The sequence below is a fragment of the Marixanthomonas sp. SCSIO 43207 genome (assembly GCF_019904255.1).
In the GTDB taxonomy this organism is placed as follows: Bacteria; Bacteroidota; Bacteroidia; order Flavobacteriales; family Flavobacteriaceae; genus Marixanthomonas.
Genome location: NZ_CP063203.1, coordinates 1721559 through 1741980, shown reverse-complemented (window position 1 = coordinate 1741980; position 20422 = coordinate 1721559). Strand labels below are relative to the sequence as shown.

General features: G+C 33.3%; 18 protein-coding genes and 1 other RNA gene. 6 read left to right on the top strand and 13 right to left on the bottom strand.

The features are described from left to right. Positions 1 to 18: 18 nt before the first annotated feature. Both INR76_RS08215 and INR76_RS08210 read left to right on the top strand, forming a co-directional pair. Entirely contained in the window at positions 19 to 1155 is a 1137-nt protein-coding gene (locus INR76_RS08215; RefSeq protein ID WP_223107427.1) for a glycosyltransferase, read from the top strand. Positions 1156 to 1229: 74 nt separating this feature from the next. Continuing rightward, a complete protein-coding gene (locus tag INR76_RS08210; protein ID WP_223107426.1) occupies positions 1230 to 1721 on the top strand; it encodes a DapH/DapD/GlmU-related protein in 492 nt (163 codons plus the stop codon). A gap of 7 nt (positions 1722 to 1728) precedes the next feature. On the opposite strand, the gene INR76_RS08205 is transcribed toward INR76_RS08210, so the two are convergent. From INR76_RS08205 to INR76_RS08185, 5 genes are read right to left on the bottom strand one after another with little or no spacing between them, the layout of a single operon-like run. Further along, a complete protein-coding gene (locus tag INR76_RS08205) occupies positions 1729 to 2475 on the bottom strand; it encodes a transferase (protein ID WP_223107425.1) in 747 nt (248 codons plus the stop codon). Beyond that, positions 2475 to 3959 (bottom strand): O-antigen translocase, encoded by a 1485-nt coding sequence (locus INR76_RS08200; RefSeq protein WP_223107424.1) that lies wholly within the window; start codon positions 3957 to 3959, stop codon positions 2475 to 2477. Before INR76_RS08200 ends, INR76_RS08205 begins: the two co-directional genes overlap by 1 nt. A gap of 2 nt (positions 3960 to 3961) precedes the next feature. Then, the gene (locus tag INR76_RS08195; RefSeq protein WP_255592543.1) at positions 3962 to 5221 is read right to left on the bottom strand and encodes an O-antigen translocase; all 1260 of its coding nucleotides are present in this window, start codon (positions 5219 to 5221) and stop codon (positions 3962 to 3964) included. A gap of 42 nt (positions 5222 to 5263) precedes the next feature. Continuing rightward, entirely contained in the window at positions 5264 to 6364 is a 1101-nt protein-coding gene (locus tag INR76_RS08190; RefSeq protein ID WP_223107422.1) for a DegT/DnrJ/EryC1/StrS aminotransferase family protein, read from the bottom strand. Next, positions 6361 to 7500: a GNAT family N-acetyltransferase gene (locus INR76_RS08185; RefSeq protein WP_255592542.1), complete on the bottom strand. Its 1140-nt coding sequence runs from the start codon at positions 7498 to 7500 to the stop codon at positions 6361 to 6363. Before INR76_RS08185 ends, INR76_RS08190 begins: the two co-directional genes overlap by 4 nt. A gap of 49 nt (positions 7501 to 7549) precedes the next feature. Here INR76_RS08185 and INR76_RS08180 point away from each other — a divergent pair, with 49 nt between their 5' ends. Further along, positions 7550 to 8755, top strand: coding sequence for a hypothetical protein (locus INR76_RS08180; RefSeq protein WP_223107421.1), 1206 nt, complete (start codon positions 7550 to 7552; stop codon positions 8753 to 8755). A 32-nt stretch (positions 8756 to 8787) separates the two neighbouring features. On the opposite strand, the gene typA is transcribed toward INR76_RS08180, so the two are convergent. After that, on the bottom strand, positions 8788 to 10584 hold the full coding sequence (gene typA, locus INR76_RS08175) for a translational GTPase TypA (RefSeq protein WP_223107420.1): 1797 nt from the start codon (positions 10582 to 10584) through the stop codon (positions 8788 to 8790). 243 nt (positions 10585 to 10827) lie between these two features. Between typA and kdsA the strand changes: the two genes are divergently transcribed. Both kdsA and INR76_RS08165 read left to right on the top strand, forming a co-directional pair. Next, positions 10828 to 11646, top strand: a complete 819-nt coding sequence (kdsA, locus tag INR76_RS08170) for a 3-deoxy-8-phosphooctulonate synthase (RefSeq protein WP_223107419.1) — start codon at positions 10828 to 10830, stop codon at positions 11644 to 11646. A gap of 482 nt (positions 11647 to 12128) precedes the next feature. Then, positions 12129 to 14096, top strand: a complete 1968-nt coding sequence (locus tag INR76_RS08165) for a transglutaminase-like domain-containing protein (RefSeq protein ID WP_223107418.1) — start codon at positions 12129 to 12131, stop codon at positions 14094 to 14096. On the opposite strand, the gene INR76_RS08160 is transcribed toward INR76_RS08165, so the two are convergent. Beyond that, positions 14093 to 15301: an NAD(P)-dependent oxidoreductase gene (locus INR76_RS08160; protein ID WP_223109991.1), complete on the bottom strand. Its 1209-nt coding sequence runs from the start codon at positions 15299 to 15301 to the stop codon at positions 14093 to 14095. The two genes, INR76_RS08165 and INR76_RS08160, sit on opposite strands and share 4 nt — an antisense overlap. Before the next feature lie 165 nt (positions 15302 to 15466). Here INR76_RS08160 and ssrA point away from each other — a divergent pair. Beyond that, positions 15467 to 15866, top strand: a transfer-messenger RNA (tmRNA) gene (gene ssrA, locus INR76_RS08155). 99 nt (positions 15867 to 15965) lie between these two features. Here the strand turns inward: ssrA and INR76_RS08150 are convergent. From INR76_RS08150 to INR76_RS08125, 6 genes are all read right to left on the bottom strand, one after another. After that, complete coding sequence (locus INR76_RS08150; RefSeq protein ID WP_223107417.1) at positions 15966 to 16343, bottom strand: hypothetical protein; 378 nt, start codon at positions 16341 to 16343, stop codon at positions 15966 to 15968. Positions 16344 to 16376: 33 nt separating this feature from the next. Continuing rightward, on the bottom strand, positions 16377 to 16766 hold the full coding sequence (locus INR76_RS08145; RefSeq protein ID WP_223107416.1) for a hypothetical protein: 390 nt from the start codon (positions 16764 to 16766) through the stop codon (positions 16377 to 16379). Positions 16767 to 16895: 129 nt separating this feature from the next. Further along, complete coding sequence (locus tag INR76_RS08140) at positions 16896 to 17315, bottom strand: GreA/GreB family elongation factor (protein WP_223107415.1); 420 nt, start codon at positions 17313 to 17315, stop codon at positions 16896 to 16898. Between the two features lie 21 nt (positions 17316 to 17336). Then, positions 17337 to 18635 carry a Glu/Leu/Phe/Val dehydrogenase gene (locus INR76_RS08135; RefSeq protein ID WP_223107414.1) on the bottom strand — a complete coding sequence of 433 codons (1299 nt, stop codon included), beginning with the start codon at positions 18633 to 18635 and terminating at the stop codon, positions 17337 to 17339. Between the two features lie 87 nt (positions 18636 to 18722). Further along, positions 18723 to 18896, bottom strand: coding sequence for a hypothetical protein (locus tag INR76_RS08130; RefSeq protein WP_223107413.1), 174 nt, complete (start codon positions 18894 to 18896; stop codon positions 18723 to 18725). A 176-nt stretch (positions 18897 to 19072) separates the two neighbouring features. Beyond that, entirely contained in the window at positions 19073 to 20422 is a 1350-nt protein-coding gene (locus INR76_RS08125) for a sigma-54 dependent transcriptional regulator (protein ID WP_223107412.1), read from the bottom strand.

The following is a 20422-nucleotide window of genomic DNA, read 5'->3' as shown; positions in this document are numbered from 1 at the left end:
GGCAAATATAGTGCATTTATGAAGATACTCCTTGTTGGCGAATACAGCCGTTTACATAACTCCTTAAAAGAAGGTTTAAACGCTTTGGGCCACGAGGTTACTATCATAGGTTCTGGTGACTATTTTAAAAACTATCCGGTTGATATAAAGCTAAATAGAAAATACACTTCTGGTCTATCCAAAAAATGGAAAGTGTTGCTATTTAAACTATTTAAAATAGACCTCGCTGCAGAAGATATTAAAAAACAGTTTTTTGGGCACGCTGAACAATTAAAAGGCTATGATGTGGTACAACTTATCAACGAAAGCCCTTTGGGTGTAACGCCTAAGGTTGAAAAAGAGGTTGTTTCATTTTTAGCAAAAAACAATAAAAAACTCTTCGTATTATGTTGTGGCGCCGATTATTTGAGTGTTAAATATGCCTACGAAAAAAAGGTACGGTATTCTATTTTAAGTCCGTTGTTTGATGGTAAAGTTTCAAAAAAGGCTTTTAGTCCTATTTTAAAATATCTTCAGCCAGAATTTAAAGCCTTACACGAGTTTGTGTTTAAGCATATTTCAGGGGTTATTGCAACCGATATGGATTACCACATACCTATGAAAGGGCATCCACACTATTTAGGACTTATACCAAACCCTATTAATGTTGAAAAGCTTCAATTTTTGCCTATTTCTGAAAAGGAAAAAATTATCATTTTTCACGGTATTAACAGAGGGAACTATTATAAAAAAGGAAGTGATTATTTTGAAGAAGCCTTAGCAATGGTTTCAGAAAAATATGGCGATAAGGTAGAGATTATTACTGTTGAAAATGTGCCGTATGCACAATATATAGAACTGTATAATAAAGCGCACATCGTATTAGATCAAGTATTGGGTATGGATCAAGGCTATAATGCTCTAGAGGCTATGGCTAAAGGTAAGGTTGTGTTTACAGGCGCCGAAAAAGAGTTTACCGAATACTATAACATAACCAAACCTGTAGCTATTAATGCTCTGCCAGATGCACAAGCAATTTTTAAAGAATTAGAGCGATTGCTTTTAAATCCTGAATTAATACCTGAAATTTCTAAAAATGCTCGTGCTTTTATTGAAAAAGAACACCATTACATTCACGTTGCTGAAAGATATTTAAAGACTTGGGAAAGCAACTAATATTTTAGCCTTTTAAAAAATCATAGTTTTATTTATTTCTTCTATTTTTGTTCAGCAACATTAAACTACCAGTTTTGAATAACTCAATCATTTCAGATAAAGCAACCATAGGAAAAAACGTAAGTATTGGCGCATTTTGTATTATTGAAGAAGGTGTGGTAATCGGTGATAATACGGTTATTAAAAATTATGTAGAGTTAAGAAAAGATACAATTATAGGTGATAACTGTTATATTGACTCTAGGGTTTCTTCATCGGGTAGTTGCACGATTGGTAATAATGTTACAGTACGGTACGACAGTATTTTGGCTAGAGGTATAAATATTGGTGATAATACCTACATCTGTCCCAAAATGATGAGCAACAACCTTAATACAGAACATGAACAAATAGGTGGTGCAATTATTGGTAAAAATGTATTTATAGGTACTAGCTGTGTCCTTCAACACGGTATACATATAGGTGATAACAGCATCTTAGGCTCATTGTCGTTTATAAACAAAAATATTCCGGCTAATGAAACATGGTTTGGAAATCCTGCAAAATTCTATAAGAAAAATGATTAAGCTAAACTTACCAAATTATCTTATTCTTTTTTAAAGTTTCTTTTTCACTCTCCCAGTCTCTCTTAAAATTGTCTCTAATTTTTTTGGCGGGAATACCTCCTATTAAAGTGTTTTCACCCAAGCTAGTATAATCTTTATTGCACAAAGTGTTTGAAGCAATTACAAAGTTATCAGGGGTTTTGGTATGCAGCATTATACTCACTCTATTTGACACCGCATTGTAATTACCTAGTTCTATGGTACCATTAAGCGGATAATACCTATTCGTTTCGGTATTCATCATAGGATGTGAATTGGTATCAATGAGCTGGGATTGATAACCTATTCCTGTCCAGTTGCCTAAAGTAATACCTCTTGTACACAAAACCCTTATTTCTGAACCAAAACAAGCCATATGTCCCATTTTTAAAACAGCATCTTTTAACACTTTAATGCCAACATCCTTTCCTATCTGCACGTGACCTTTGCAAATCATTGTTCCTTGTAAATAAAGCTCTGCTGTTCCTTTTGAAGTAGTAGGAAATTCAAAACTTTGTCCAAAACCTATCATTCCCCTTTTTATAGGTGCATCAAGTATAAGTTTGCCTTCTAGGTTTGAAAATTTAATTTTTCCGTAGAAAATAACAGGAAGTTTTCTAGCTGTTGCAAACGGAAACATCTTTAAATTAAAACGCCAAGTAGCATACCAATTTACAGAAAAGTACAACTTAAGTTTCTTTTTAAAGCTTCTGTATGTTTGTCTTACACTTCCCATTATTTTTTTCTTCTGAAGAAATTTTGAATTACATCTCGTATTCCTATTTTTTTGTCAATATAATAGATTGAAAAGATACTCGAAATTACAATCATTATACTTAAAGAAACATATTTTACTACAGTATCTTCTATTTCTGACAGTAAAAATGAAGAAAAACACAGTATTGTTGAGACTATAAAAATATAATAAAACTCTTTTTTGAATGTAAATTTATAGCGGTAGTAGGTAATTAACCAAACTACTATCAAATGAATGATAAAGTAAATAAAATAACTCACTCCCAATCCTTGAAGTCCCCAATAGGTATAACCAATGATATTCATTACTACCAAAGCTGTATTAAAGCCAATTGCTGTTTTAATAAACACACGAGAATCACCTTTTGCAATAATGATATAACCTAGTGAAAATGAAACTGCCTTAAACAACATTCCTAATATTCCCCAACTTACAAAAGCCACAGTAGGGGTAAACGCTTCACTATACAACAGAGTAATAAAAAAAGGAGCAAACGCTATAAAAATTACTATAATAGGAACAATCAATAAAACAGCTACATAAGCCTGTTCAAAAACAACGTTTTTAATTTTTTCAATAGTATTTGAAACTGCCGAAAGCCTTGGGAAATAATCGGTACTCATAGCATTAAACACCAATCCTACATAGGTATTGAGTATTACCATTCCTGCATTGTAATAACCTACAGCATCTACTCCACCCTCATTACTTATATAAATTTGAATAATATAGGCAGCAATTAAAGTTATAACGCTACTTACACTAAGCGTAACGCCTAGGTTTATCATCTCCTTTCCTTCAGAAAAAGCTTCTTTATTAGTGAGTTTTACTTTTTCAACTTCGGTTTTATTGGTATAATATACCGTAATCGCAAAACTGATAAGTGAAGCAATAATAATAGCAGGAACTATAGCATCTATTCTGAAAAAATAATACAACGGTACCGTTATAAGAAGTCCAACCGAGTTACCAACTAGATTGGCTTTGGCTAAATTTCCCAGTTTTTGCAATCCTTGTAATATTGCCAAATTACTGTGCGTAAACTGTTTAAAAAGAAGTGCAATAGCTAGCCAAATAAATGATACGGTGTATTCTTTACTTTCAAAAGCAATCTCACTTAACCACGGTGAGGTTATCATCATCAAAACAGCGCCAATAACGGCTGTAAACCAAACCAAGCGTTTTAAAACATGTACGGTTCTAGCTACTTTACTAGCTTCATAATTTTCTTTGGCGTAGGATATATCTTTTACGGCGCTTCGGTTTAAGCCTAAGTTGGTAACTGCATCTACAACGTTAATTGTGGTATTAAATAAACTGGCAATCCCCATTCCTGTTGGGCCAATAAATAAGGCAATAAACTTTGACCGGATAATCGAAATAAGAATATTAAATACTTGTACTCCTCCAAAAAGTGAAGTAGCTTTTAAAACATGCCGAAATGAGTTTTTATACGGCTGCATGATTAGGTATTTAAAGTTTCAGAAGTATTCTTTTGTTTTTTAAAGTATCGCATTACCAAGAAAAAAACTAGTAAAAAATAGAGAACATAGCGTACAAAGTGTGCAAATACAATTCCTTCTACACCATAATTATCGACCAAGGCATATGAAAAAACATAGAATAAAATGAGTGAAAACAATTCGGTAAAAATAAAATTTCGAACCATTTTCTTGGCTATGAACTGATGTAATAAAATTAAAGCAGCCAGTTTTACAAAATCTCCCAAAAGTTGCCATTTAAATAAAGGTGCCATTTCATCAAAGTCTATAAAAATGTATTCTATAAACTGAAATCGTAAAAAATAAATGACCAACATACCAATACCAAATAACGGTAAAAGGGTTTTGTAAATATTGAATAATTCTTTTTTAAAACCTGCTTCGGTATGAATTCCGGTGAATTTTGGAACAACGTATAGCGTAAATATTGCACCTGAAAAAACCATATAGTTTTTTGAAAGAGTTGTCATCCCTGTCCAAATACCGGCATCATCTTCACTTAACCTATTTGCCAACATAGAACGTATATCAATCTCTACATAATTTACCAAAACAGTTGCTACAAAAGACATTAATGAAAAAGCCAGTAAACTTTTTGCGTAGGGTGCTTTGAAAGAAATTTCAGAAAAACGAACGTAACGTCGCAATACTTTTATAAAAATAAAAAGCATTACCATAACTTGAATCACAGGAATAACCGCAATAGCTAGTAACGCCCCATCTAGACTATAATTATACAATAGATATAACGTTAAACCAGCTCCCAACAAATATGCAAACAACTCAATCTTTGCAAACTTTTTATAGTCTGAAAGTCCATGAACAATACCGTTAAACACACGCTGAATAGCAATAAAAGGCACTACCACAGCAACTACTTTTACTAAGTAAGCAAACTCGGTGGTGTAGAAAAAGTATTTACTGATTATTTCAGCACCAAAAAATAGTATCAAAAATGATGTAACACTCCCTAAAACGGTAAAAACAAAGGTTGTTGAAAATAGCTTTTGAAGCTGCTCGCTATTCTCTTTAAAATCGGCTACATATTTTACTACACCATTAAAAACTCCAAACGAAGTTATAGAAGTAAGCATTTGCAACAAGTTGCGTAACGAACCTATTTTTGCATATCCAGATTTTCCAACTATATCTGTTAACTCACGTTGTAAAAAAAAAGCAACAAGTAACCTTATGACAATAACTCCCGCATTGAGAGAGGTCATTTTTAAGAGCAAATTATTTCGTATAAATTTCGGAATTTTCAATTACCAACTGTTTAATGCTGAAATAATACTACCAACCGCTTCATCTGTCATCACGGGACTTATAGGAATACTCACCACTTGTTGATGAATCTTTTCAGTAATAGGAAATGACAAATTAGTAAACTCCGGCAATGCTTCTTGTTGATGCGGCGGAATAGGATAATGAATCAACGTTCCTATTGTTTTCTTTTTTAAAAAATCTATAAATCCAGCTCTATCCTCCACACGTATTACAAACAAATGAAAAATATGGTTATCACTACCATCCCACTCTGGAAGCACTATTTTTTCATTTTTAATTTCCGAAATATATCGCTTTGCCACAATACGCCTACGGTTGTTATCTTCATCAAGCTTTGCCAATTTTATATTCAGAAAAATTGCCTGCACCTCATCTAGTCTAGAATTAAATCCAGTTAGCTCATTTACATATTTTGAAGACGCTCCATAATTACGAAGCTTTTTTATAACCGAAGCCAGCGCCTCATCATTGGTTGTTATGGCTCCTGCATCACCCAACGCTCCTAAGTTTTTGGTAGGATAAAAACTAAAACCGGCAGCATCACCCAAATTACCGGCTCGTTTACCATTTCCGTTTGTTGCTCCGTGTGCTTGTGCGGCATCTTCAATCACTAGTAAGTTATTGGCTTTTGCAATACTTGAGATTGCGTCCATAGGTGCTAACTGTCCATATAAATGAACGGGCATAATGGCTTTTGCTTTTTCAGAAATAGATTCTTTTATGGCTTCAATATTAAAATTAAAAGTTTCCATTTCAGCTTCTACCAAAACTGGCTTCATACCAGCTTGTTTTATGGCTAAAATAGTAGCAATATAGGTGTTTGAAGCAACCAAAACTTCATCGCCTTGTTGTAGTTGTCCCAATTCTTTATACCCTTCTAAAATTAATCGAAGTGCTTCTAAACCATTGGCAACACCTATGCAATAGTTTGTTCCGCAGTATTGAGCAAAATTTGTTTCAAAAGCTGTTACATTGTTACCTAAAATGTAGTATCCAGAATCTAAAAAGTCTTTAAAACGCAGTTGAAATTCTGGGTGAAAACGTTCATTGATTTTATGTAAATCTAAAAAAGGAATCATATCAAAGAGAGGTCTAGGTTTTTATAACAAGCAGTATCTACAACGTAATTATCTGCAGTAAACGTACGTGCACCACAGCTTTCTTTCCAAAAAATCAATCCTTCATTTAAGTGTTTGCCGTTTTCTTCACTTGAAATATTAAAGTCAAAATACCGCTTTCCTTCTTGAAAGTGATTAATTATAAAATCATATTCTAGATCTAGACTTCCATAGGTGTTTTTGTCAATATTCCCTGAAACATATTGAGGGTGAACAGTTGTCTTGGTCAAGAAAACCGTAGTTCCGGCTACAATTTTGTCACCTTTGTAAACATTTACCTGTTTGATTTGTTTCGGAAAACGGGAAGCCAACATTTTAATTTCTTCGAGGGTATGCACGGGGTTCACGCCGTGTTTTTTCTGTAGATTCGGAATTAAAATCTCATTCCAAAAGCCATCATAATTATCATCAACTTGAACAATCAACTCATTTCGTATGGCTTTATTAATGCCTTCTCTTCTGTTTTTTTGAAATTTCAGCTTGTTTGCATAATCAATTACCATTAGCACATCACGTTTTACCAACGTGGCATTGGCTTTGAATAAAAAATAAGCCAACTCATCGGCAGGAAGTGTATTATAGAATGTAGGTATTATGCGTATATCAAGGGTTTTAATTCCTTCAGAATATAAAAATGTAAGGATTGATTTAAATGCATCAAAAGCGTATAATAGTTTAGCTTTTTCTTGAAGTACAAAACTTCCGTACGTTAAGCCTTGATGAGAAATAATACCATCGTTTTTTTTATTTGCCGGAAGTACTGCATACAGTTTTTCATCTTTATACACCATCACAGAGAAATCTTCAAACCGATCACTGTGATAATCCATAAAATTTCGGTTGAATAAAAAAGTGGCGTTTTTTGCAGAACTGATAAAGTTGTTCCATTCCGCTTTATGCGAATGAGTATATCGTTCAACCCGATAGGTAGGTTTGTTTTTAGTTTTTGTTGTATTCAAGAAACTAATATTGGTTACGCCATGTAAAACTAAAATTATTTTTACTTTTAGCAACGCTTTTACATAGATATACACGATGACATTTTTTTCTTTTTTTGAAAATAGATTTAAACTATGCCTAATTGGTTTACTGTGCATCGTTTCTATTTTAGTTTTAATCACTCCTATTGTACCGCAACCAGATTCCTTGGGATATATAGAAATGTGGTTTAATCGCACTCCTGTTTATCCACTTTTTGTAAACGGAGTAGAAGCTATATTTGGCAGTAACTTTAAAACACCTTTAAAGTTTTTGCAACTAATATTTGGGATGCTTTCGGTTTGGTTTTTTATTGTTCAAATGCGTAAGAACATACAACTACAAGCGTTTTGGTATCTTCTTTTAGCTGGTATTTTGGTAATACCGTATGTGTACAATCACAAAATTGCCAATACAATCCTTACCGAAGCGATTGCTTATCCTTTATATTTAGTAGTTTGCATTCAATTTTTACTCTATTTTTTTAATCATAACAAAAAGCATATAACCTATGGAATACTTTTTTTGTTGGTACTCTTATTAACTAGAAAGCAGTTTATATTTTTTATTCCCGTACTGCTAGTTATGGTGCTATGGGTTAGTTATCAAACCAAAACTTTTAAAAAACACCTACCACATCTTGTCACTTTAGTTTTACTTCCATTTTTAATTTCACTAGCAGACAGTACATATCATAAAGTTGCTCACGGTTATTTTACAAATACACCTTGGACCGGTATTCATCTTCTGGCTCCTGCAATGTATGTTGCCGATGAAGAGGATGTTACTATTTATACTTCAGAAGATGAGAAAGCCTATTTTACTGAAATTTACAATAGCGTTTCAACCAAGCAATACAATCAAGCTGCTGCAAAAGCTCAAGGAGAAGAGGTTATTTCACATTACGTCGCAAATTTTGCTAAAATAGCCAATCACACTATCTACCCTATTGGAAAAGAACGTTATGAAAAACAACTTTCTGAAGATGACACCTTGATCAAAATTGACAATACTACCACCGCTATGGCTTTCCCTTTGATTAAGGACAATTTTAAAAAATGGTTTTCGCTGTTTATCAAAAACTTTAGTTATGGATTTGAAAACTCAAAATATGTGCTTCTGTTTGTAATTTTATTTTTCTTCGGAATAAGTAAATTAAAAAACAATCAAACCAATATATACAAAGCCATTGCATTTGTCACTTGCATCACTATAAGCAATATGGCCGTTGTAGCCGTGGGGATGCACACCTTAAAACGGTTTATTTTTTATAATGATTGGGTTTTGTTTTTTATCCTTTTTATGTTGCTTGCTACTGTAAGTAATCAACTTGAAGTCAACAAGAAAGCAACAAAAAAACCACCATCAAATTGATAGTGGTTTTTAAATAAGGTTTCAGAAATAAATTACATTATTTTATTTCGCTTTCTATCTACTTCTTTTAAATAAATTTTACGTAAACGAAGGTGATTTGGCGTTACCTCAACATATTCGTCTTTCTGAATATATTCTAGAGCTTCTTCTAATGAAAACTTGATAGCCGGTACAATTTTAGCTTTATCATCTGCTCCAGAAGAACGAACGTTACTTAGCTTTTTGGTTTTAGTAACATTAACTGTCATATCATCTTGACGTGAATTTTCACCAATCACTTGACCTTCGTAAATATCTTCTCCCGGATCAACAAAAAAGCGTCCGCGTTCTTGTAACTTATCAATAGAATACGGTATAGCTGTTCCCTTTTCCATAGAAACCAAACTACCACTTTGACGCTCTGGTATACCTCCTTTTAATGGTTGATATTCTAAAAATCTGTGTGTCATTATGGCTTCACCGGCAGTAGCTGTTAATAATTGATTTCGTAAACCAATAATACCACGAGAAGGAATATTAAATTTACAAACCATACGGTCTCCCTTTGCTTCCATACTCAACATTTCACCTTTACGCATGCTCACCATTTCAACTGCTTTACCACTCACAGCATCTGGAAGATCTATTGTAAGCTCTTCAACCGGTTCACATTTAACACCATCTATCTCTTTAATAATTACTTGTGGCTGCCCAATCTGTAATTCATAACCTTCACGACGCATGGTTTCTATTAAAACTGAAAGGTGTAATACACCACGACCAAAAACCATAAATTTATCGGCACTGTCAGTTGGTTCAACACGCAAAGCTAAATTCTTTTCAAGCTCACGCTCTAGACGTTCTTTTACGTGACGAGACGTAACAAACTTACCATCTTTACCAAAGAAAGGTGAATCGTTAATGGTAAACAACATACTCATAGTAGGTTCATCAATAGCAATGGTCTGAAGTGCCTCAGGGTTTTCAAAATCGGCTACAGTATCACCAATTTCAAAACCTTCAAGACCTACCAATGCACAAATATCTCCGGCTTGTACTTCTTTTACTTTCACACGTCCTAACCCTTCAAAGGTGTGTAACTCTTTTATTCTGGTTTTTACCTTGGCTCCATCACGTTTTACCAAAGTTACTTGCATATTTTCTTTTAACGTGCCGCGTTGTAAACGACCAATAGCAATACGTCCCGTAAATGAAGAATAATCTAAAGAAGTAATTAACAACTGTGTTGTACCTTCTTCAATTTTTGGGGAAGGGATGTGCTCCAATACCATATCAAGTGCAGGCTCAATAGAATCTGTTGGCTGCTGCCAGTCTTCACTCATCCAGTTATTTTTTGCTGAACCATATACTGTAGGAAAATCTAACTGCCATTCTTCGGCACCTAATTCAAACATCAAGTCAAATACTGCTTCGTGAACTTCATCAGGTGTACAGTTTTCTTTATCAACTTTGTTTACAACCACGCAAGGTTTTAAGCCCAATGAGATTGCTTTTTGTAGTACAAAACGAGTTTGCGGCATAGGTCCTTCAAAAGCATCTACCAACAGTAAAACACCATCTGCCATATTTAATACTCGCTCTACTTCTCCACCAAAATCGGCGTGACCAGGTGTATCAATAATATTAATTTTTGTGTCTTTGTAAGTAACAGAAACATTTTTTGAAGTAATGGTAATTCCACGTTCACGCTCCAAGTCATTGTTATCCAGAATCAACTCTCCTGTTTGTTCGTTTTCGCGAAACAAACTACAATGATGCATAATTTTATCAACCAAGGTGGTTTTACCGTGGTCAACGTGTGCAATAATGGCGATGTTTTTAATATTCATAAGATTAAATTTTTTAAACGAAACCCCTCATTGACAATGATTAACCACCAATTAAATTTTAGTATGGTTGGCTTGGATGTTCGCGGGCGCAAAAGTACTGTTAATTAATGGAATAATACACTATAAAAGGTGTTATATTTTCATCAATGTTGTAGTTATTTTTTCTTCAATTTCTGAAATACTAAAAATTGAAATGGTTTCTTGAATATTGAATTCTGTATCTTTGTACTATAATATACAGCAATGAAACTTGATTCAATCCCAAAACTGAAACATACAAACTCTAAAAACTTCTTTTTACTGGCCGGCCCTTGCGCTATTGAAGGCGAAGATATGGCCATGCAAATTGCAGAAAAAGTAATTAAAATAACAGACACACTTAAAATACCTTATATTTTTAAAGGGAGTTTTAAAAAAGCAAACCGAAGCCGCATTGATAGTTTTACAGGAATTGGCGATGAAAAAGCGTTAAAAATTCTTCAGAAAGTTTCAGAAACATTTGATATTCCTACTGTGACAGATATTCACGAAAGTAGTGATGCCACTATGGCCGCAGAGTTTGTAGATGTTTTACAAATTCCTGCTTTTTTAGTGAGACAAACAGACTTGGTCGTAGCTGCTGCCAAAACAGGTAAGGTTGTAAACTTGAAAAAAGGACAGTTTATGAGTCCTGAAAGCATGCAACATGCTGTAAAAAAAGTTACCGACTGCGGAAACGAAAAAGTAATGGTAACCGATCGTGGTACTATGTTTGGGTATCAAGATATGGTGGTAGATTTTAGAGGAATTCCTACTATGAAACGATATGCATCAACAGTGCTTGATGTTACCCATAGTTTGCAACAACCTAATCAAAGTATAGGTGTTACCGGAGGCCGTCCAGAAATGATAAGTACGATTGCCCGGGCTGGTATAGCAACAGGAGTAGATGGTTTATTTATTGAAACTCATTTTGATCCTGCAAATGCTAAAAGCGATGGGGCTAATATGCTCGATCTGGCAAAACTTGAAAAACTATTGACAGATCTGGTTGCTATACGTAAAACAGTTAATAGCTTATAACTAAAAAAACCTGCTTTAATAAAGCAGGTTTTTTTATAAAACTATAATTAGGCTATTTCAAATAAATTATAATTTTTCTTAATAAAAAAGAGCTACCAACTCACATTGGCAGCTCTTACAATCGCTATTATTAACTCCCCAATTAATTAAGCTATTACAAAGATTGTATAATTACTTAAGTGACACAAGAGGTAAAAACACCTAATTAAAAAGGGGTTTTTCCTGTATAGTATGAAATAAAAAAACCACTCAAAATAGAGTGGTTTTTATAAAATCGCTTTATTAACTCCCCAATTAATTTAGCAATGATTAATTATGATGTAAAGATGAAAAGATTAATAGTTTTTTTCAAGAGGGTTTTTCCTGTTTTTAAGAGGGGGTTTTTCCTGATATTAAACTAAAATACGAATCTCAAAAAAATAAATATTGTAACTAATATTTTTCTAGTATTTTGCACCTCTTATAAACTTACACATTAGAATATGTATTATAAATCTATTACGCTTTCAATACTTTTAATCATAGCTGCTTGTACATTATCGAGTGCTCAAAAACGTCAAAAGTCTGAATTTGGAAACCCTACTAGTGATGAACTTGCCATGCAATCATTTCCTCAAGATCCAGAAGCTTCAGCAGTTATACTATATGAGCAGGGTACATTTAAGTTTGAAGCAAAAAGAAACCGTATTGTTTTAATTAAAGAGGTTTATAAAAAAATCAAAGTTATTGACGCAAATAAATATGAAGGCTCTACAATTGAAATACCCTTATTATCCAATTCAAAAAACAAAGAAAAAATAGAGAAAATTAAAGCTCTTACTCATAATGGAAGTCTTCAAACTTATGTAAGAGAGCAAGATTTTTTTACCATTAATGAGTTTGCAAATTTTGAAGTACTTAGGTTCACATTTCCTGATGTTAAGAATGGAAGTATTTTGGAGTATCAATATAAAATTGAATCTCCATTTTTCTTTAATTTAGATGGGTGGCAGTTTCAACATACTATTCCTACTTTATACAGTGAATTCTTTTGTGAAATCCCTGGAAACTTTAAATATAATAGAGTATTAAAAGGAGAAAGAAAATTACATATTGATGAGGCATCTATAAACAAAAACTGTTTATATATTGACGGGTATACTCCTGCAGATTGTGAGTCTACAGTATATGCAATGAAAAATATTCCCGCTTTTAAACAAGAAAAATACATGTTGGGAAAAAGCAACTATTTATCAAAAGTAGAATATGAGTTAAGAGAGTTTTTCGATTTTAGAGGCATGAACAATGAATATACAAAAACTTGGAAAGATGTTGACAAGGAGTTTAAAAATGATAAAAGCTTAGGGCGTCAATTAAATAATAACAGCTATTTTAAGAGGAATTTGCCAGAAAACCTTCTCAATATTTCTAGTAATCTTGAAAAAGCTAAAGCTATTTATAGTTTTATTCAAAATCACTACAAGTGGAATGGTAAGCATAGGATTTTTAATGATATCGATGTAAAAAATGCCTTTGAAAAAAAAGTAGGTAATACTTCAGAAATTAACTTATCACTTATAAATGCGCTTCAGGCTGCAGGTTTAGAAGCTTATCTTGTTCTCTTATCTACTCGTGAAAATGGCATTCCTACTTCAACTTATCCAGTATTAACAGACTTTAATAGGGCAATAGCATTAGTATCTATTGATGGAGAGAGGTATCTTCTAGATGTTGTAGAGGAAGAAATTCCTTTTGGTATGATTCCATTTCAGGACTTAAATCACCAAGGACGTGTAATGGATTTTAAAAACGGAAGCTACTGGTATCCATTGACTCCAAATAAAAAAAATATCTATTATGTTAATTCACATTTGAAAGCGTCAGAAGATGGTTTTTTTACAGGAAAGGTAAACGAGCTATATGCAGGTTATAATGCTGTCAATGAGAGAAAACGTATAAAAAATATAAACTACGAAGACTACGTTAATGATAAAGAAAAGAATCCTGCACTTAGGTTAAGTAATCTCGTTATAGAAAAAAAAGATTCAATAGAAACTTCTCTGAAAGTAAATTATAATGTAACCCTAGAAACAGAGCTGATTGGTGATAAAATATATCTTAACCCCTATTTTTTTGAAACCTATTTTTCTGAAAACCCTTTCAAAGCTAAAACACGAAGTTTTCCAATTGATTTTGGTTACCCTCAAGCACATACCTATTTAATTTCAATAGACCTTGATAACCAATATGAGGTAATACAACTTCCGGAAAACAAATCAATTTCTCTGTTTAGCGATGTTGGTAAATGCACTGTGTTATATAGCCAAACTAATCAAAAAATAAACATACGGTTTAGTTTTAACCTTACAGAATATCATTATCCTGCAAAAACCTATTATAATATGAAAAAGTTTTTTGAAACAATGATAAGTTTTCAAAATCAAGATCCTATCCTGCTAAAAAAGATTTAATCGGTTTCGTCTACATAATCTTGTAAATAACTGAAATCTTCAGCTAATTTACCTGTGCTTGTTGTCATTTTTGACCGAGCCAATATTCCATCTTTGTCGTCATTAAAAAAAGCTGGAATAACGTGTTCTAGAAACATATCACCAAAGCCTTCACTGGCATTTTTAGGCAGCTCACAAGGCAAATTATCTACAGCCATAACAGTTATTGATCCTGGTATATCATAAAATGTTTCTTTTTCAGTAATGGGATCATACCCATAAAATGGCTCGGCAATGGTAGAAGGTCGTATAGTGCTTGCAACAGGTCCATCAATATCACAAGAAACATCTGCTACTAGATTAATATTAAAATCTTTATGTCGTGCATCTTCTCTAGTAAATAAATAAGGAGCGCCTTCACCATGAAAATGGCCAGCAATAAAGAAATCACTTACTGCAGCAAAACGCATAAAATCACTCTCATATCCAGATGGATCATTATAAAACTCATATTTTTTACCCGGTAACCCATCAGTACGTTTGTTATAATCCAAAACGTCTATCATACAATATACCGGCTCATCAAAGTCTTTTGTTAAATAATCAAGAACATTTACTTGTTTTATCTTTAGGTAATCCAATATTTCTTTTGCTCCGTGAGCTACTTTTCCGTTACCTGTTAATACTATTTTTATAGTTGGTATTTCAATTTTATCTAGCTCTTCTTTTACAGCATCAAGATCGGGCAATACATCAACTTTTTCTAGTGTGTATAATTTATCACGTAAACCTAATGCTCTAAAACCATTATAAGCACCTACCAATCCTGCATATCTACCAAACCCTATTAGCCTACTTCCATTCTCTTTTGTGATAGTTTCATGGTCATATAGCTCTATTTTTTTCTGAAGAATTGCTTGTAACAACGCTCTGTTATAAGGTTGCTTTTTGATAGTATGACTGAAAAAGAAATATTTTTTATGCGGAATTAAAGCTTCAACAGGCACTTCTTTAACGCCTAGCATCACATCTGCCTTAGAAATATCTTCACAAATTTCTACTCCTGCTTTTCGGTAGGCTTCATCTTTAAATATTCTAATGTCTGATGTTTCTGCAATTATACGAGCATCAGGATAGTGTTTTATGACTTCTTGACACATTTCCGGTGAAAAAACGACACGACGGTCTGGTGGATTTTTACGTTCTTTAATAAGTGCGAAAGTTATTGCCATTTGGAATATTTTTTGTAGCATTAATAGTGTCTTATCATTTTTGACAAGACAGCGGCAAAGATAGGGTTTTTCTTGTATCTTTGTCAATTCGTAGCTAGTAGAATGTAGTTAGAAGTTCATATATAATTACTGCATACTAGTGACTGTTTACTTATAAAAGGGGCCGACTGGTTTTGACAGCGGGTCTAATTGTATTGTAAGCATGCCGAGCGCCGGGACACAGCTCGTAAATATCATGTTTCAAACTTTTTTAAACGGCGATAATAATTACGCCCTAGCTGCATAACCCGAATTATAGTACGGTATGCCTCGGTCCGTAAGACGGACAAGCAGGAAGTCACTCAAAGGCCTTGGTTTACGGCGTTTGGTCTAGTGGCTTCGTAAAAGTAAACCTAGCTTGTGCAGGGCTTTGATGCACTTGCGAAACTTAAATAAAGATAAGGGGTGCGTTGGTAGTTTTCAACCGGCAATCCCACGAAAACCTAAATGAAAACTAAGCATGTAGAAAGCAGTATAGTTGCGCGTTTGGACGGGAGTTCGAATCTCCCCGGCTCCACTTACAGCAACAAAAGCCATCCTAAATTCTGGATGGCTTTTTCAATTTAAATGCTACCTCTATTTACTTAAAAAAAATATGAGGTCTATTGTTGAGGAGGTTTCATTTGCATTTAAATTTTACTAAAATTTTATAAAATGCTTGTTTAAGCTCTCTGAAGTCTAAAATCAAATTAGTATAATCATTTCTTTTACCTTCGTGTTCTTTTGCTCGTATTAAAGTATACTCTCTTGCTCCATATTTTAATTCTTGAAGCAACTGTTGTTCATACCTACAAAAAGCGCCATTCAAGAGCGTGTTTTTTCTTCGTAAAGCTTGTATTGCAAACAGTAAAGATTTATTATGTATTACATGTGCTTCTAGTTTTTGAATATTATTAAGTTCAACATTAATAGCTTCTAGCATATCTATCCATTGACTTAATTCAATCAAATCCTTTTTAATAAACAACTTTCTTTGTTCTTGTGTTGTATTGATCAATGTTTTTGTATTAATTGAAGATATTGCAATTTTTTATTGTTTTGCTTCTTTTATTAAAGCAAAAAATTCATCCTTTAATCTTCGGTATTTTTCTAAATGATATAAATAGTTTCTTCTATATACTTCATGCTCTTTTATAAATACCATATCACAGTTTAAATCTTCACACTCAGCAATATCTACTCTTGAATTACTATATTTAATTAAAGCATTTAACAAGGTTTCATTTTCATGCTTCTTTTTACGAAATTGGTTAAGTATGGCATTATTTACTTGCTTGGTGTTTAAATCTCCCATACTCAAGAGATTATTTACTTCTTTATTTATGTATTTTAAGTGGTCAATCCAATTGTTTAATTCAATTGTATTTGTTTTGTGTGTTACTTCAACATCATTATCATGTTCATAAATTTCGGTATTCATTTTTGACGTTTTTAAAATTCTTAAAATTTGCAAAATGTGTGATTTAATAGTCTTAAGCTCCCATAGTAGGAATTTTGGTTTCCCTACGTTCCTCACTATGGAACACTTAAGATCTCTCTACACAGTTAATTAGATAGATATTTTTCTATTAGTTGTATTTTTCTCTTGAGAAACAGCAACAATTTTAAGCTGTTGCGTACCTTTAGGAAAATCCCAAATTACAGTGTCATTTGCTGAATAGCCAAATAAAGCTGAACCCATAGGGGTTAAAAAAGAAATTTTATTATTAGAAAAATCCTTCTCAACCGGAGTTACAATTTGTATGGTTCGTTCCCAACCTTTTTCAGATGATACGGTTACTTTACTGTTAAACCTTATGACGTCTTCAGGCATATCTTCTTCATCTACAATCTGTGCGTGTTGCAGTTCTTCATTAAATTTTTGAAGTGACCTTTTTGTTTCAGATTCTTGTGCATAGCCTGAAACATTGAGTAAGCGTTTTAAAAAAACATACTCTTTTTTCTCAATGATTATACTTCCATACTTCATATCTCTATTTTTAATTAATTCTTATGGGAAAATGCCGCGATCTACATAAGCTCTTTCTATGCGTTGTATAGCAAGACAATATGCAGCTGTACGCATATCCATAGACTCTCTCTCTGAATACTCATATACTTTACTGAACGATTCTTTCATTTTTTTATCTAGCTTGGTCATTACTTCACTTAATTGCCAAAGCTCGCCGTTTCTATTTTGTAACCATTCAAAGTAGCTTGCTACTACTCCACCAGAATTACATAAAATATCAGGAATAACAGTGATGCCTCGTTCTAATAGAATTTTTTCACCATCTACATTTGTTGGTCCATTAGCTCCTTCAGCAATTAATCTTGCTTGTATATTTGGTGCATTATCTTTGGTTATTTGATTACCTAATGCCGCAGGAATACAAATGTCACAAGCTATGCTGAAGAAATCTTTGTTGTCAAGTTCATCGGCTTCGGGAAAATTACCAATCCCGCCATTATTGACTTTACTATAATTAAAAAGATCTTCTACATTAATACCTTTTTGATTGTGTATACTTCCGGAAGCATCTTGCACTGCAACAAGTTTTGCTCCTTCATTTTCAAGAAAATGAGCAGCCCAATACCCAACATTACCAAATCCTTGAACGATGAATTTTTTACCATTTAAATCTTCATTATTTCTCTCTGCCCAAAATTTTATATTTAAAAAAACACCGTAACCTGTAGCACGATCACGTCCTTCTAGCCCACCACTTCCTGCAGGTTTACCCGTAACAACATGCTGGTTTGCAGAACGTTTTGCAGGGGGTCTTGTACTCATATAGGTATCTGCCATCCAAGCCATAGTTTGGCTATTGGTATTTACATCTGGTGCTGGTATATCGTGTTCTGGACCTATATTATCTGCTAGTGCAAAGGTGAATCTACGTGTAATACGCTCTAGTTCACTTTGTGAATATTTTTTTGGGTCTAATTGAATCCCTCCTTTGCCACCTCCATAGGGTAAACCTGCCAAAGATGTTTTCCAGGTCATCCACATTGCCAATGCTCGTGCTGCGTCTATATCTACTGTAGGATGGTATCGCAATCCTCCTTTATAAGGACCTAAGGCATTATTGTGTTGTACTCTGTACCCAGTAAACACTTCTACATCACCATTATCCATTTTTACCGGAAAGTTTACTACAATTTCATTGTTTGTAATACTCAATATTTTTCGAATACTTGGGTGTAATTCAATTTTATCTGCTGCACTATGGAACTGTTTCATAACATTATCCATCATACCACGTGCTTTTTGTTGCTTTTGTTTTTCAACCGTTGATGTTGCTATCATTTTCTTTATTTTTTTTAATTTTTATAGTCATTCTTACTGTTTTAAGGATGACGTAATAGTAACTAAGCTATTTAATATTTTTAGTACTTATTGAGTGACCAACTCAAACTCCATTTCTGGAATTTGTTCTGGCTCTTTTTCTATTTCGGAAGAGGTTTCTTCATATTCACTACACGACCAAACTTGACTTTTTTGATCTGTAAGCACACAACTTGTAATATGTGCACAAGTGGGACAAATATTAAATGAATTTATTTTCATAATGCATATTTATTATTTGTCAATAAAAGTCAATCTATGTGCCACGTTTAAGCACAAAAAAGCCAAACAACACAAATCATTGTTTTTTAAGTAATTACATTATAAAAGATGACAATTCATAAAGTAGAGGTGGTACAAAACTACCCACATTGGAAAATTTGTACCGTTATAAATAATTATTCTGAAAGCTTTTGCCGAATCGTTTTGCGGTCTATACCTAATATTTCAGCAGCTTTGGTTTTATTATTATTTGTTGCTCGAAGAACTTTTTTAATATACTGTATCTCTATTTGCTTTAAAGGAAGTAGTTCTTCTTCAGGAAAGTCAATATTAAATTTTAATGAATTGGGTAAATGATCAATGGTTATCGTACCATCACACATAATGACCGCTCGTTGTATAATATTTTCAAGTTCTCTAATATTTCCAGGCCAATCATACCTACGTAAAACTTCAAGAGCTTCGGCACTTATTTTTATAAAACGGTCTTTATATTCTACTCCGTATTTAAACAAAAATTTATCAACTAATAGAGGTATATCACTTTTACGCGCTCTAAGTGGAGCAACCTGTATTTCAACAACTGTTAATCTGTAAAAAAGATCTTCCCTAAAGGTGTCTTTTTTGATCATTTCTTTTAAGTCACTATTGGTAGCAGCAATAATACGAACGTCTATTTTTTCTGCTTTTTGAGCTCCTACTTTTACCACCTCCTTTTCTTGCAATACCCTAAGTAATCTGGCTTGCACAGCGGCTGAAGCATTTCCTATTTCATCCAAAAAAATGGTTCCGCCATGGGCAGCTTGAAAAAAACCGTCTCTATTTTTTTCGGCTCCCGTAAAAGCTCCTTTCATATAACCAAAGAGTTCTGCTTCAAGTAAGTTTTCAGGAATGGCACCACAATTTACAGCTATAAAAGGCGATCTAGAAAATTTACCTTTATAATGAATTGCCCTAGCAACAAGTTCTTTTCCGGTTCCGCTTTCTCCTTTTATAAATATAGTTGCTTTGTTATCTTTTACACGTTCAATAACTTGTATTACTTCTTTTATTTTATCTGAAGTACCAATGATATCACCATAGGGTTCTTTTTTTTGAGAACTATCAGAAGTGTTTCCTTTGGTAGGATTAGTCAAACTTGCTCCTTTTTTATGTTCTGTATTTAAGGAGTTATGTATGGCTGATTTAAGCTCATCTTTGGTGAATGGCTTTGTTAAATATGCAACAACTCCAGATTTAATAGCTGTAAGTGAGTCTTGAACCGAAGGATATCCTGTTACAATTAATTTGGGTAGATTAGGGTAATGCTCTGAGACAAATTTTATAAGTTCAAATCCATCAACTTCAGGCATTTTTAAATCAGTAATAAGTAAATCAATGCGGGTATCTCGTAAAATACTCACTGCTTCTTTAACAGAAACAGCTCTATAGACATGGAAGTTCCAAGATCGCAAATGACGTTGTAAAAGTTCTAAAATATCAATATCATCATCAACAATAAGTATATTTTCGTTGCGTAATTGCAT